Origin of the sequence: Aquimarina algiphila, from assembly GCF_007489275.1 — a bacterium.
GTDB classification, from domain to species: domain Bacteria; phylum Bacteroidota; class Bacteroidia; order Flavobacteriales; family Flavobacteriaceae; genus Aquimarina; species Aquimarina algiphila.
Genome location: NZ_VLNR01000114.1, coordinates 1 through 14,772, shown reverse-complemented (window position 1 = coordinate 14,772; position 14,772 = coordinate 1). Strand labels below are relative to the sequence as shown.

Annotated in this window: 20 protein-coding genes; 19 read left to right on the top strand and 1 reads right to left on the bottom strand. The window is 32.5% G+C overall.

Annotated features, from left to right (window positions below):
* The first annotated feature begins 203 nt into the window (after nucleotides 1-203).
* From FOF46_RS29465 to FOF46_RS29385, 17 genes are all read left to right on the top strand, one after another.
* The gene (locus tag FOF46_RS29465; protein WP_143919022.1) at nucleotides 204-1,175 is read left to right on the top strand and encodes an RNA-directed DNA polymerase; all 972 of its coding nucleotides are present in this window, start codon (nucleotides 204-206) and stop codon (nucleotides 1,173-1,175) included.
* A complete protein-coding gene (locus FOF46_RS29460; RefSeq protein WP_143919021.1) occupies nucleotides 1,153-1,449 on the top strand; it encodes a hypothetical protein in 297 nt (98 codons plus the stop codon). Before FOF46_RS29465 ends, FOF46_RS29460 begins: the two co-directional genes overlap by 23 nt.
* 43 nt (nucleotides 1,450-1,492) lie before the next feature.
* Nucleotides 1,493-1,831, top strand: coding sequence for a DUF2528 family protein (locus FOF46_RS29455; RefSeq protein ID WP_167572000.1), 339 nt, complete (start codon nucleotides 1,493-1,495; stop codon nucleotides 1,829-1,831).
* 25 nt (nucleotides 1,832-1,856) lie between these two features.
* A complete protein-coding gene (locus FOF46_RS29450; protein ID WP_143919019.1) occupies nucleotides 1,857-2,309 on the top strand; it encodes a hypothetical protein in 453 nt (150 codons plus the stop codon).
* A 5-nt stretch (nucleotides 2,310-2,314) separates the two neighbouring features.
* Nucleotides 2,315-2,848, top strand: a complete 534-nt coding sequence (locus tag FOF46_RS29445; protein WP_143919018.1) for a hypothetical protein — start codon at nucleotides 2,315-2,317, stop codon at nucleotides 2,846-2,848.
* Nucleotides 2,849-3,035: 187 nt separating this feature from the next.
* Entirely contained in the window at nucleotides 3,036-3,263 is a 228-nt protein-coding gene (locus FOF46_RS29440; RefSeq protein ID WP_143919017.1) for a hypothetical protein, read from the top strand.
* Nucleotides 3,264-3,582: 319 nt separating this feature from the next.
* Nucleotides 3,583-3,801 carry a hypothetical protein gene (locus tag FOF46_RS29435; protein WP_143919016.1) on the top strand — a complete coding sequence of 73 codons (219 nt, stop codon included), beginning with the start codon at nucleotides 3,583-3,585 and terminating at the stop codon, nucleotides 3,799-3,801.
* A gap of 500 nt (nucleotides 3,802-4,301) precedes the next feature.
* Complete coding sequence (locus FOF46_RS29430; RefSeq protein ID WP_143919015.1) at nucleotides 4,302-4,802, top strand: hypothetical protein; 501 nt, start codon at nucleotides 4,302-4,304, stop codon at nucleotides 4,800-4,802.
* Between the two features lie 119 nt (nucleotides 4,803-4,921).
* Nucleotides 4,922-5,434: a hypothetical protein gene (locus FOF46_RS29425; RefSeq protein WP_143919014.1), complete on the top strand. Its 513-nt coding sequence runs from the start codon at nucleotides 4,922-4,924 to the stop codon at nucleotides 5,432-5,434.
* Between the two features lie 63 nt (nucleotides 5,435-5,497).
* Nucleotides 5,498-6,826: a S49 family peptidase gene (locus FOF46_RS29420; protein WP_143919013.1), complete on the top strand. Its 1,329-nt coding sequence runs from the start codon at nucleotides 5,498-5,500 to the stop codon at nucleotides 6,824-6,826.
* Between the two features lie 2 nt (nucleotides 6,827-6,828).
* On the top strand, nucleotides 6,829-7,875 hold the full coding sequence (locus FOF46_RS29415; protein WP_143919012.1) for a hypothetical protein: 1,047 nt from the start codon (nucleotides 6,829-6,831) through the stop codon (nucleotides 7,873-7,875).
* Between the two features lie 4 nt (nucleotides 7,876-7,879).
* On the top strand, nucleotides 7,880-8,479 hold the full coding sequence (locus FOF46_RS29410; RefSeq protein WP_143919011.1) for a hypothetical protein: 600 nt from the start codon (nucleotides 7,880-7,882) through the stop codon (nucleotides 8,477-8,479).
* A gap of 2 nt (nucleotides 8,480-8,481) precedes the next feature.
* On the top strand, nucleotides 8,482-9,066 hold the full coding sequence (locus FOF46_RS29405) for a hypothetical protein (protein ID WP_143919010.1): 585 nt from the start codon (nucleotides 8,482-8,484) through the stop codon (nucleotides 9,064-9,066).
* Nucleotides 9,041-9,340, top strand: a complete 300-nt coding sequence (locus FOF46_RS29400; RefSeq protein WP_143919009.1) for a hypothetical protein — start codon at nucleotides 9,041-9,043, stop codon at nucleotides 9,338-9,340. Before FOF46_RS29405 ends, FOF46_RS29400 begins: the two co-directional genes overlap by 26 nt.
* Nucleotides 9,341-9,443: 103 nt before the next feature.
* Nucleotides 9,444-10,175, top strand: coding sequence for a hypothetical protein (locus FOF46_RS29395; RefSeq protein ID WP_143919008.1), 732 nt, complete (start codon nucleotides 9,444-9,446; stop codon nucleotides 10,173-10,175).
* 12 nt (nucleotides 10,176-10,187) lie between these two features.
* On the top strand, nucleotides 10,188-10,361 hold the full coding sequence (locus FOF46_RS29390) for a DNA adenine methylase (RefSeq protein ID WP_244299796.1): 174 nt from the start codon (nucleotides 10,188-10,190) through the stop codon (nucleotides 10,359-10,361).
* Between the two features lie 60 nt (nucleotides 10,362-10,421).
* The gene (locus tag FOF46_RS29385) at nucleotides 10,422-11,243 is read left to right on the top strand and encodes a DNA adenine methylase (RefSeq protein WP_143919007.1); all 822 of its coding nucleotides are present in this window, start codon (nucleotides 10,422-10,424) and stop codon (nucleotides 11,241-11,243) included.
* A gap of 594 nt (nucleotides 11,244-11,837) precedes the next feature.
* Here the strand turns inward: FOF46_RS29385 and FOF46_RS31910 are convergent.
* Entirely contained in the window at nucleotides 11,838-12,008 is a 171-nt protein-coding gene (locus FOF46_RS31910) for a hypothetical protein (protein WP_167571999.1), read from the bottom strand.
* A 469-nt stretch (nucleotides 12,009-12,477) separates the two neighbouring features.
* Between FOF46_RS31910 and FOF46_RS29375 the strand changes: the two genes are divergently transcribed.
* Nucleotides 12,478-13,044, top strand: a complete 567-nt coding sequence (locus FOF46_RS29375) for a hypothetical protein (protein ID WP_143919005.1) — start codon at nucleotides 12,478-12,480, stop codon at nucleotides 13,042-13,044.
* Entirely contained in the window at nucleotides 13,025-14,572 is a 1,548-nt protein-coding gene (locus tag FOF46_RS29370) for a hypothetical protein (protein WP_244299794.1), read from the top strand. The genes FOF46_RS29375 and FOF46_RS29370 overlap by 20 nt, the downstream gene beginning before the upstream one ends.
* The last annotated feature ends 200 nt before the right edge of the window (nucleotides 14,573-14,772 follow it).

Genomic DNA, 14,772 nt, shown 5'->3' with positions numbered 1-14,772 from the left:
TAGAATTAAAGGTTGTGTGATGTGTTGAGCGGAGTTCTTCAGGGTTTCAGTACAACGACTACGATAACTGGAATACGAATTCGAATGTCAGCTCTCACCTATGTAAAATATTAACATCACAAACCGTGCACACATTGCAAAAAAATACAAACCATTGAAGGCGTTGGTACAAGAATGGAAAGCGACTTTTTTAAAGCAAAGGCATGAAAAGAATAGGTAATTTATATAATAGAATAATTAGCATTGAAAATCTTATTGAAGCTGATAAAAAGGCTCAGAAAGGTAAATCAAAACAATACGGAGTTCAACTTCATAACTTGAATAAAGAGGCTAATATTTTGAAATTACACAAGATGTTAAAAGAAAAAACATACGAAACCTCTAAGTATGATATTTTCAAGGTGTACGAGCCAAAGGAGCGTGAAGTATATCGATTACCCTATTTTCCGGATAGAATTACTCATCATGCTATTATGAATGTACTTGAACCTATTTTTGTATCCACATTTACAGCAGATACATATAGTTGTATTAAAAATAGAGGTATTCATTTACTACTAAGAAGACTAAAAACAACACTTAAGAATGCCAATGAAACAACATATTGTTTAAAATTAGATATAAAGAAGTTTTACCCGAATATTGATCATCGAATTCTAAAGCTATTGTTAAGAAGAAAATTTAAGGACCAGGATCTGTTATGGTTATTAGATGAGATAATCGATAGTGCAGAAGGATTGCCAATTGGGAACTATTTAAGTCAATATTTTGCCAACTTTTATCTCACCTATTTTGATCATTGGATAAAAGAAGAAAAGAAAGTAAAATACTATTTCAGATATGCTGATGACATAGTGATATTACATAGTGAAAAACCTTATCTACATAACATATGTTATGATATAAAGAATTACTTAAGGAATAATCTTCATCTCGAGATTAAGGATAACTATCAGATTTTTCCAGTAAAATCAAGAGGTATTGACTTTGTTGGGTATGTATTCTATCACACTCATGTTTTACTAAGAAAACGAATCAAGAAAAATTTTGCAAGGAAGCTAAAAAAGAACCCTAATACCAGATCAAAGGCTTCGTATTTGGGGTGGTTAAAACATTGTAATGGGATACACTTAACCAAAAAACTTCTTCCAGATGAACAATTTCAAAGATTTTAATATTAAACCAAGAGTAATCAATTTTACAGGCGACAAGATACCAATTAAAAGAGTTTTTAATATTCCGATACAAGTTTTGGATTATAAAATAGAAAACTCCAAACACAAGGAAAACACTAAGTGTTTGACATTGCAAATTGAAAAGGATAATGAGAAACGAATAATTTTTACTGGATCTACAATTTTGATACAACAGATCGAGAGCGTACCCAAGGATAGGTTTCCATTTGAGACAACAATAGTGAATGATAATGAATATTTTGAGTTTACTTAAGCAAGCTTATAAAACGAATATAAATTTAAAGAAAACTAAAATTATGATTAGAACATATAAATACGCATATGATTTTGGAAGTGCATATGCTACACTTGAAATAGATACAGATGTACTATCAAAAGATGATGCTACCCAGCTGCTTAATTTTTTTGCATGGGATTGGGATAATGAGAATGATGTTTATGATGAATTGGCGAAAAAATATGCATTGTCTGCCATAAAATTCGCTACTCATAATAGTCATAATCTTATAGGTGTATTAAGCGACTTTAAGGAAGCAGAGGGATATCCAGAGCTAAACGGAGTATATGGAATCAAACTAATATATGTAGAAGGTTTGGAGATTGAAGAATCAGAACTGGAGTTATTGGAGAGATAAACAAATAAAAAATAATACCTCAGTTATGGAAATAAAATTAATACCTAAGACAACGGTTAAAGGATATTCTCAATTATTTGGAGTATCTCACCACAGGATAAAAGCGATATCAAGAAAAGCCGACACTTCTAAATGTACCGGACTTTCATATGATATCATAAAAAGGGATGGAGTATATTTTAACGAATATAGATTAGTAAAAGAAGAGCAAGGATTTATTTTTAGGGAAGTGCTTTGGGATAATGGAATTAATGGGCACCATAAAACGATGAAATTAGCCATAGTAAGAGCTTTATGGCATGTTACGATTCATATTGATGAACCGTTTAAGTATAGAGAATTAGAGAGGTTTAAAACTCTAGAAAGGTATCATAATTCGCGTGAACATTGTAAACACAAAAACGCTTATTATGTGAAGAGATATGATGCAGATTATTGCCCCGATTGTGATATAACTGACCCATTTAATAAAAAATAAAAATTATGAATTTACATTGTTCTACTACTTGGCCAGATAAGATGGGAAAACTTAAAGGAGAACAAACGGTTTTTGTTCCTCAAATCCTTAATTCATTATATCATAATGGTTTGATTACAGCCGATGAAATCACCGATTATGAGCGTAGATATTATGAGACAACAGGACTACAATTTTTATGTTCTGAGCGACAAAAACCACATACTATAAGATGGGATAAAAACAATCGTTGGAAATCTGGTATGGATATTCATTTCAAAATTTGGACAGGATCGCCTTATCGATCTAAGACATTTCAGTTTGCACCTGTTTTAATGTGTACAGGTGTTCAAGAAATCGAAATAATTTATTCAGATGAAAAATTATCCGATTTGTATTGCATGGAACCGGTTGTTAAAATTGATGGCAGACCACTTACTTTGGAGGAAGTGGAGAAATTAGCTATTAATGATGGGTTTACAGATGTACAAAAATTTTGTTGGTGGTTTAACAAGGATTTTACGGGTAAAATAATCCATTGGACAGACTTAAAATATTAGAAAACACTTAAATAAAACACTATAATGTGGAAAACCGCAATAATATGATCTGTTGAATTCATAAATTGGTGTATGTTAAGGAAGTGGTTTAATCCCCAAAACTGTCTATAAAAACCCTCAAAACTGACTATTGTTAGAAATACAAAATTATTGAAAATTTGTATTATAAATAACGACACAAATAAGTATGGCAAATTTTTTAATATGTAGAGACAAAGAAATAATAAGCTTGTCTTCAGAAGAGATACAAAAACTGCTGAAATACACAGAATTATTTTTCAATAATGTAGATAAGAAATCTAATCTTTATAATCAGATGTTATCTTTTTTTAATTCAATATATTCAAAAGACAGTATGTTTTGGATTGAACAGAAAGATAAACAGCTATTGGATATAGCAAACAAAAAACAGTAATATGTACAACAAATTTAATTCTCCTCTATGCGGAAATCCGCAAGGAAACAAAATAACTCTATTGTAAATTTGATTTATGATAGAGTGGCTTAAACATCAACTCCGGAAGTATAGAGCTAGAAAGCATAACCTATGTATATGCAATCCAAAGAGATTATTAACTCCACAGAGTAAGTATTGCCTTAATTGTGGCCGAAAGATATAGATGCCCCTCTTTTTTTGTTTTTTGTCATTTTAACTAAAACCCTCCAGGTATTATATCTGGAGGGTTTTAAAAATTATTAGATTTACGTTAGGGAAAAAAGTAATTGTAGGTATTATGAATCTTGGTTATAGAAAATCAATAGATATTGATGTGCTTAAACGGATTATTGATGTTAAGTTGAATCAGACAAAAGGATTAGTTACCATTAGTGTAGAGGTTCCAATTAGTGATAGCTTAAGAAATAGTTTTGAAGATCAAGGAATCAAAGTAATGGAGAATAAGTTGCATTTGATTTCTAACAATCTGTTTCAATATAAATTTGAGTGGAGTTAGCCTATTCTTTTTTACCGACAGATTCCTTGTTTTTTCTCCCTCCCCCTCTATATCTACAATTTATAAAAATCTGTAACCTTGTAACCTTTAATGAAAATTTCATTTAAAATGCTGTAAATAAGAAATTTATATGGTTACAAGTTATTATTGTCTTTTGTAACTTAACTTTAAAGGTTACAAAAAAAATGTAACTAATAACAATATATAAACTCCGGTTACAAATGGATTTTTATTAAAAACTGATAGTTACAGGATAAAGAAATAAAAATGTAACCTTGTAATTTCTTTTTAATCAATGCTTTATACGTTGTTCCTTAGAAAGGTTACAAGGTTACAGAAAAATACAAACCCAGTTACACGGGAACGGTTACATTTTTCTACTTGATGAATAGATATAGTACTTATGTATAAGTTTAAGCTATTATTGAGTTAATTTTAATAGATAAAATCTATTAATAAATAGAAAAACCTTATTTTTACCTATGAAAACAAGAGGTAAAATGAGTAAGCACATCACTAAGGAAATTCCGGTATCACTTCATGTAAAAAAGTACCTGGAGTATACATTTGGAAAGCAATATACATTTTCCAAGAATGATTTTTTAGGTCGTATTATTTTTGGAGTATTTCAAAGAGGATATCGATTAAGAGAAAAGGTACGCTTAGATACAACATATTCAATCAAGCTTACTGAGGACAACATTAATAGATTAGGAAGGCATGTTAAATGGGAAGATTGTTTGTCGTTAGATAAAGGAATAGATTCTGTATTTCGTAATCAATTACATTTTTTAATGAATATACATAAAAAACTAGGTTTTGAAAGTGCTAAGGAGGCTATGTTGCAAGGATTATATGAAATAGGAATTACTGAAAGCGATATTAATTTCGAATCCTTGTATAGAGATTATGATCGTAAAAAAAGATACACCAAGAATAAACGTTCAAAACCAAATTCTTTAAAAAATAGAAAACCTTCTTCTTATGATTTTTTTAACTAAAAATTAACTAAAAATAGTTTGGGCAATTTGTCCTTTAATTTTGGGCAATTTGTCCGGTAAAAAAATACAAGTCAAGAAAAAAGATAAAAATTTCACTTAAATACATAATGAAGTAATCCATGAAAATTTCAAATAATAATCCATTTACGAAAACCATAAAAACAGTTCATTTTTTATTTAGTGATAGTACTCCTTTTTCTTTAAGTGAAGTTCTTAAAAATTCATCCTCAGGATTAGAGTTTTCCGAGGATTATTTAAAAGTATCGGTATTACCTGAGAATGTAAGAATTGCTTCTGGTCAAAAAGAAGGAAAATCTGGAGCAAGTTGGTCTCATAGAATTGCATTACATATTAATGAGCAAAATGAGGAGATTAGAAAAATGTTGGACTCTTATGATAATGGTTTGGTAATACCTTGTTTAGAAACCACAGGAGGTACGATTCATGTGTATGGCAATAGAAACCAACCCTTGAGTTTTTCTTATAAAGATGTTGAATCTCTGGACAATATTCAATTAATAGGGCATGAGATAATTGTAAAAGGTGATACCTATCATAGTTATAAGGTTATTAATACTGTGGATTTCTATAGTCCTTCACGTTTGGCTTCATGGCTTGCGACTTCGCTTTAGTGTCCTTTTTATAAGGATAAACCAGTCATAATATTGTACTTAATAATTCTAGGTACAGTATACATGGGCAATAATATAAATAACCTTCACTCTTTATTAGGGGGTAAATGGATGATCGATGATCAGTTTGCTAATTCTTTAGCACCATATCTTATTAGTATTCTTCAAAAGGGAAAATTACCTAAAGCTGATACAACAAAACCTGTAGCCTTTAATTATATCACAGCAAATGGTATTGTTTCAGAAGTACCCGAAGAAGAAGATAAAAAGTATGTTGCTGTCTTGAGTATTAAAGGTCCTATTCTAAAATATTCACAGTTTTGCGGACCTACAGGAACAAAAGCCATGATGTCAAGAATGGATAAGTGGTCTAAGGATGATTCTATTGTTGGTGTTCTGCTTGATTTTGATTCTGGAGGTGGTCAGGTATCAGGTACAGGTGAATTTGCAAAATTTATCCATAACTATAATAAGCCAGTAGTTTCATATACTGATGGGATGATTTGCAGTGCAGCATATTATCTGGCTTCCGGATCAAAAGAGATATTCGCAAATGAAAATGCCGATTGTATTGGAAGTATTGGTACCATGATTAAATATCTTGATTTGGATGGATATTACGAAAAATTAGGAGCCAAAGTTATAGAGGTATATGCTTCAAAATCAACACATAAAAATAATGCGTTTAGAAAAGCCAAAGATGGTGATCTAACCGCTATGATCAAGGAAGAGTTAGACCCTATTAATGAAGTATTTCACAATCATGTATTAGAATATAGACCTCAGGTTAAAAAAGAAAACCTTAATGGTCATCATACCTCAGATATTAATCAAGCCAAGGAACTTGGGCTAATTGATACAATTGGTACTAAGCAAAATGCAATCGATAGAATTTTTGAACTCGCAGAACAAAACAATCAAAATCAAAATAATCCGGATATGTCAAAAGAAAATAAAAAGTTTGACCAGATAGCAGCTGTTATTGGTCAGGAAGACCTTCAATTGTCTTCTAAAATTCTAACAGGTAAGAAAGGTGTATTTCTTACTGAGGCTCAATTAGATGACTTGGAGCAAAAACTTGAGGGTCACGATGCAGCTTTAAAAAGCGAAAAGGATATCATAGCAACAAAAATTGTTACTATAAATACTTTAGAAGCTACAGTAACATCTATTCAAGGTTCTGTAACTGATGCACTGGCCACTGCTGATTTGGAAGCTGGAGAAGATACGGAAGCATCTGTTAAGTTACTTGGTGAAAAAGTAAAAGAATACGGAGCTCAACCAGGTGCAACTGGAACTACAGTTATTTCTGGTGGGGACAGAAATCCAGAGGAACAAGACACTATCGTTAATTCTAACGATGGCCATAATCAACTATATAAAAGTTTATAATTATGATAGACATTAATCAAATTCAAAACGAGACAGAACGTTTTGTAAACCAAAATCCTAAGATTTTAAATTCTGCTATTTTAGGAAAAGAAATCACCTTAAACAAGTATGCAAGACTAGTTCCTAAGATTAGAGGTCAATATGCTACAGTTAATGGGTTAATGGGTAATGTCGTTCAGGCTTTTAGCTCCAAATGGACACCAATGGGTGATGTTCAGTTAAGAGGTAAATTAAGCAAGGATTATCACCAAAAGGTGAATTTTATTATAAAACCTGCCGAAGTATTAGGTTCTTGGATTGAGCAGAAGTATGATGAAGGAAAAGAATTAAAAGATAAGTCTATTTCTCAGCATATTATGAAGACTATGCTTTCAGAAAAGATTATATCTGATGTTGAATTTTTATCTATGAGTGGGATTAATGATCCAGCTCAAGCTTTAGCAGATCCTCCTGTTTTTGGATTCTCTATGGATGGTTTGAATACTACTTTGGCAAGGAATGCTTCTAATACTGAAAACCCTTATTATAAAATCCCGATTGACGTTATTACCGATATTAATGTTAGGGATGTTTTAAAGGAATGGGAGAAGGGAATCCCTAAAGATTATGTGAACTTAATGGATGCTATTTATGTATCTCATAGAACCTATATGAGACTAAAAGAACATCATATTGAGAACCACAGCCAGAATACAGGATTCAAAAAAGATGATTTTATGTATTCTCCATTGCTAGGTAAAAAAATAGTGAAACTTAATGGTTTGAGTGATAACGTTTTTGTTGCTTGGGTAAACCGTAATTTAATGCGGCTTACTGATGTGATCCAAAATCCAGCTACCATTACTGATATTCAGAAATTTCATTATGAATTACACGTTATGGGTGAATTCACATTAGGTTATGATTTTGCTATCAATGAATTGGTTATTGTAGGATCTAGTAATGGGACTCTTTTTACAGAGCGAGGTCTAGGTGACGCTGAACTGAACAAACTGTATTATCCACAAGAATACACTAAAATAACTTCTCCAGGGATTCCAAATTTATAATATTATGAATAAAGAAGAATTATTAGTAGTAGCTAAAGAACTCGGTATAGAAAATGCCGATTCTTTAGCTTATAACGATCTAAAAAAAGCAGTATCAAAAGCCAAGAAGGCATTAGAGGTTGCAAAAGATAATGTGACTAATGAAAATATGAATTCAGAAGCACAGCAAACAAAGGGACAAGAGGCAGACACTGCAAATGTTCCGATTGAATCTGAAAGTAAGTCAGAAGTTTTAGAGGATAATGAAAAGCCTGAAGGGCAGGAATTTGAAATTAAACCTATTGAAGCTCCGAATGCTACTGATCAGTTGGTGAAGAATTTAGGGGATCAAAAGAATGATGCAGAATTGGCTATAAAGAAAGCTTTGAATGTTCCGGAAGAAGTCTTAACAAATTCGGGAGATGAAGATGAAAACGAAAATCAAGTAAAAGAATACTACGAAGATGATCAAGGTCGAAAGTATGTGTTTTCAAGTTTTGCTCCAGAGAAATTCAGATTCAACAATCAGATAAAAACAAAAGAAGAGTGGTTACAAGACAGTGAAGCTATGGAGCAGCTTGTTTTTGGTAATAGTGCTTATGTAGAACAAATATTCAACGATTAATTATGAGTGAGTTTAAAGATTTACCAATAGAAAACCTTCCGCAATATGTAAATGAGGATATTGCATCGGGAGTAAGTGAAACTCAGGTATTCGCCTGTTCGGTTTATGATATCGATACCTTTCCAGAGACATTAAAAATCGGAGAAGCTGGGTTTACCTTGGATAAGGCTGTGGTTCTTAGTGATGATATTGTATTTAAAACCGATCGTGGTTTTTTCCAAATGACTGTACAGACTGAGACCGGAGAAGTAAAAAATGAATTAGGCGGAAATAAAGGAAACAAGAAAGCAAAGAATATGTTTGATTTCTATGTGTCTAATAATAACAAGGGAAATTTAGGTTTTGTTCAGATCTATCGTAATGTTCCTATGGTGATGGTAGTTTTAGAGAATACCGGACGTCATAGAGTAATAGGTTCTGTAAAATCTCCGGCTTATATGGATACTGTGGCAGCTACTAGTGGTAAGGGTCCTGATGATGATAACGGAATTCAGATTACCATTAGTGATTCTACTGGTAATATTGCTCCAATATACGAAGGAAACATAACACTTATAACTGATGCTCCAGCCCCACCAACCCCATAATATTTGTTTTGAAGTTGTAGGTGCCCCCAAAATCTACATCAATCCAAGGCTTGGTAAAATTGATCTTACCAAGCCTTTCACCAATGAACAAGCACTGGAATGGTATAAGGATATAAATTTTCCATATATCAAACCCATATCAGGAGCTGAAGCTGTACTTTCAAAAGAGAAAGTAGACACCATCTTGAAGCTAATAAAAAAAGCTACAAGTCCTGAAGAAATTGAAATCTTAAAAGCATCAAAACCAGATTCCAAGAGAATAAAAGAGTTGTGATTTTTCTTTTTTTGAGCCATTTTAATGTGAAACCCTCCTTCAAATACAAGGAGGGTTTTTTAATGTCCTTTTACTCCTTATAGCATAGTTAGATTTTTGATATATGATTGAACAATGGTTTTTAAATAAAGGTAGTTATGCTGAAGGTTTGGAGTTATTAAGTGCTTCATGTGGTCCTAATAAAAGAATGTATTTGAGACTAAAAAATAGTAAGGATACGCAACGCAATTTAGCAGCGCTCAAATATGAATTAAATAAGTATAGGAATAGGACTATCGAAGTTGTTCCTAAGCCTATAAAAGTTGCATCTAAGATTACTACTATAGAGCATACTGAAAACTTAAAAACCTCAAGTTTAAAAAAATCAAATACCAGGATCACTATGGCAATGCTTCCTTATGCAAAACTGCGGGATCGATTTGCTCAAAAGAACAAAGCATACTATGAGCGTTGGGAACTTAAAAAGACATTGAATTCATTACCAGAAGATGAGGAAGAGAAAGCATTAGCGATCATTGTTAAGATTATGAATTTAACGACCCTTATCGATAGTATTTGGAAGGAGTTGGATTATTATATAGAACATAAGCAAATAATGCCTACAGGACGTGATTTTAGCAATTTGTCTAATCTGGAATTATTTAAAACCAGACAACGTTTGTATCAGTCCAGAAGCAAACGACAAAAAACACTAGAGAAATTACAGTCAGAACTACCTAGTACTCCAATAGAAAAGAGATTGGCACTACAATCAAAAATTGATTCAAAAAAAGAAAAAATAACACAAATCAATATTGAGATAGAAAAATTAAGTGAATTAATTATTAACGAGTAAAACAAATTATTTATGAAAGATGTGACAGTTTTTCCAGGGCTTACAAAAGTTAAAACTCCTATCAGTTATTATGGGGGAAAACAATCTATGCTAAAGCATATTCTTCCTTTAATTCCTGAGCATAAAATTTATGTAGAACCTTTTTTTGGAGGAGGAGCNGGAACTGTTTTGCTATGCTCTATTTAAACAGGAATACCCGGGTCAATTTCATAGGAATCTCCAATTAACGAGTAAAACAAATTATTTATGAAAGATGTGACAGTTTTTCCAGGGCTTACAAAAGTTAAAACTCCTATCAGTTATTATGGGGGAAAACAATCTATGCTAAAGCATATTCTTCCTTTAATTCCTGAGCATAAAATTTATGTAGAACCTTTTTTTGGAGGAGGAGCCGTCTTCTGGTCAAAACCTCCTGTAAAATGTGAGGTGATTAATGATGTAAATGGAAACATTACCAATTTTTATGAAGTACTAAAGCATGATTTTTTTAATCTTAGAGAAAAGATCGAGGTAACATTACATAGCAGAGAAACCTATAAGCAGGCTTTAGTGATTTATAAGTTACCCCATTTATTTGATCGTAATATTAGAGCTTGGGCTTTTTGGGTAGTTACTAACCAGGGATTTAGTTGTAAGATTGGAAACTGGGGATATGACAGAGAAAAAAGAGCGCATACCATAGCAAATAAGGTAGAAGCTTTTAAAGAAGAGCTTGCTGATAGATTGCGTAATACACAAGTAGAATGTAATGAAGCAAGTAAAGTGATTATGAGTAGAGATTCTGATGATACTTTTGTGTATGCAGACCCTCCTTATATCGATTCTAACCAAGGGCATTATGGAGGGTATACTCATGAACATTTTAGAAGAGATTTAGATGCATTAGTTAGTATGAAAGGAAAATTTTTATTGAGTACATATCCGAGTGAAGTCTTGAATGAGTATATAGATAAATATGATTTGTATACCAGAGCTATAGATAAACCTTTGAGCGTTGGTAATGGATCAAAAATTACCAAGAGGAAAAGAAAAACCGAAGTACTAACCTCCAATTATCCTATAATTTAAACCAGACGGGTTTGTCAATTGTCACATCTACAAAAAGCAATACAGCTTTAACCTTACGGTTGCCCGTCTGGATAAAATTTTAACTGTATTGCTGTAGGATGTGACGTGACAAATATAGTTGTAAATAATTATTAATAGTAAAGAAAATAGTACTATCAATGTGTCAATTAATGGAAAGTGGTTATTTATTGATAAAAAATTCGAAGAATCTTATAGTGTTGTCCTTACTTATAGTTACTTGACTTTTTATGTTTATTTTGTTTTTATAACAATTCATCCACCTAATAAATTTCCAAAGAAGGTATTCATTACCTAGTCCAACACAATTTAAACTAAAATAAACTTCACAATTGTATTTTTCGATAAAGTCATAAATTTTGTCACAAACAAAATTTCTTAAGTCTTTATCAAATAAAATCTTGTTATCTTTATTTTTTATATTTAAGGGAATAAGATGTACTTCGTATTGATTTTTACTATCTCCTTTAGTAAAAGTTATATTGTACTGATTTGAATGTTGAGCTGTTTTAAAATGACAAAAAGGAATACCTAATGCCGTAGTTTCTTCAATAATTTGCATTAAGAAAATAAGAATTAATTAAATAAAGATTTTTGAAAATTAAATAACATTTCTTTATTTTTTATTAATCTTTTAATTCTATTAAGTGTAGATGAATTAGGATTATCATTAACCGTAACTTCTACACCATTACTTTGAAGAGAAGATATAAACTCGCTTGTTTTAAAAAGTGTTTTATTATTCATGGCTTACGATTAATTAATAATATATAACAAAAATATAATAAGTATATCAATTAATATATATGATGTACATATTATGTATTTATAGTGTACATGTTTTCAATAGGTTAAATCTATGCGATATTAGTCGGTAAATACATTCTTAAATTACTAATTTATTGATTGGATTTACAAGATCCATTAGAATATTAGTAGAATGTAGCTTGTAGTCAGCTTTAAATATTTTACTGTCCTTTTTTAAAAATCAACATCAATTGATATTGCATCAAAATGCAATAGATGTCGTTAGTCAAGTTTAACCAGGACTCTCCTATACAAAAGATAAAAGCATCCTTTCTGGATGATGAAATAATACTTACCGCTAAACAAGAAGAGGTAAAACAGCAAATTCGTTTTGCTTATACTCTTCGTCTTGAGGGTGGATATTCCCCATCACAAACCATCGAACATCTNTTGCATCAAAATGCAATAGATGTCGTTAGTCAAGTTTAACCAGGACTCTCCTATACAAAAGATAAAAGCATCCTTTCTGGATGATGAAATAATACTTACCGCTAAACAAGAAGAGGTAAAACAGCAAATTCGTTTTGCTTATACTCTTCGTCTTGAGGGTGGATATTCCCCATCACAAACCATCGAACATCTCCAGAAAGAATATGGAGTTAGTCAAGCTACCTGTTACCGAATTTATCATAAAGCCATGTATGTGTTTGGTGAGCTTGATATGACTGATCTAAAAGCAGAAAAACGTATTATCCTGGAGCATAAGTGGAGCCTGTACCAACAGGCACGAGATGAGAAAAACATAGAACTCGCCAACAAAATATTGGATGAGTATTATAAAATGTTTGATTTCTCGGAGAAAATGGCTCTTGAGGAGGGTGAACTAAAAGCGCATCAGTATAATGTTATAGTTGATCGTGGTGTGCGTAAGTTTATGCATCAACAATTCAATAAAGGAAGTGTTGATTTTAATTCCTATCCCAATATAGAAGATGTAGAATTTAAAGAGGTAAAAGATGGAGAAGAAGAAGGTTAATGTCAATGCTCCACAAATGACCGCTATTGAGGCTTTGGAGTTGGGAATCAAATATCTGTTTTTAGAATGGGCCAGGGGGACTGGTAAGTCTACTATTTTAGGCTGGGTGATCAAAGATGCTGCCTATCAATTACCTAGGGCAACTGGAGTATTGGTTGGGCAAACCTACCAACAAATGTTATCCAGAACCTTGCCCTCCACAAAAGAGGGACTGTCCATGTTTGGATTCTACCAGAGCATTGATTATGTGGTGGGTCGTCATGGTAAGAAATTAGGGTTTGCTATGCCTTTTCAGGCGCCAAGTAAGTGGGAGAATGTCATTCATTTCAGAAATGGTTTCATATTAATACTAGTAGCTTTGGATAATCCTAATAGTGGACGTGGGATCAATTCTTATATCGTTGTTGGAGACGAGGCAGCACTTATGAATCCGGAAAAACTGTTTAATAATGTTCAAACGACCAATAGAGCAAAGAAGGTAGAGTTTGAAAAGAGTAAATTGTTAAATGCTGAGATATTCGCATCCTCCACTCCAATGACTCAGGAAGGAAAATGGTTTGCAAATAAGGAACAAGAAATTATTGATGCGCATAAAGGATTAAATCCAAAGATGAGAAACCCTGAAAAGCATCTTTTTATAAAAGCAAATGCTTTTGCTAACGCTCAAAATCTTGACAAAGATTGGTTTGATCGCATGATGGATAAGGCTCCTTCAAAAATGCATTACAATGCAGAGATTCTCAACATTCGCCCCAATTTCAACTTAACCAGTTTTTATCCTCAATTGGATAAGGAGAAGCATTATTATGAGGACTTTGATAATGGATATTTAGAATCTATTGGGGTAGCTGCTACCAAAGCTTCTTTTGATTGCAAACAAGACAAGGATAGGATTAATACAAAACCGCTGATTGTTGCTTTGGATTGGGGAGTATTCAATTCAATGATAGTATCACAGGATACGGGAAGAGATTATAAATGTTTGAAGACCTTTTGGGTAAAGAGCCCTAAAATTATTGATGATCTGATTAATGAGGAGTTTGCTCCTTACTATGCCAGTCATGGAAAGAAAGAGATTCACTTGTATTATGATAGAAATGGTAATAGTCGTAGGGCAGGTAGTAGAATAACCTTAGCACAACAGGCTATTAATTGTCTAAAGCAGGCCGGATGGAAGGTTGTTGTAAAAACTCCACCATCATTAGACCCACCGCATAATGAAAAGTTTGTGGTGATTAATTTCTTGCTAAAGAATGGGGGTAAACACGGACTACCACATGTTGGAATCAACAAACATAATTGTAGAGATCTCACAGTATCCTTAGAATCTGCACCTGCTAAAGAAGGGAAGAACGGTATTGAAAAGGATAAGCGTAGTGAGCGCTCTAAGGTTATTCCTCAAGAACATGCCACCCACTTTTCTGATGCTTTTGACTTGCCAATATATTGGAGATATAAAGACAAGGTACTTCGATTGATCACTGGTAATCGTAGTAAAGGTGAAGGTATACCACTATTTGTGAAGTAACCAATACTCTACCTATTACACTATCATCCCTATATGCATCATGCGTATAGGGATGTTTGTTTTTTTAGGATACTTGGTCATTTAGGCATGGTGTGTATGGGGTCCTGATTTGCACAGATCCAGAAGTTAAATTCATATATCGGTCGATTTAGGTAAGGGAAAGTGAAGATTCTCTATAGGATGCGGCGCTATGGGCTGTT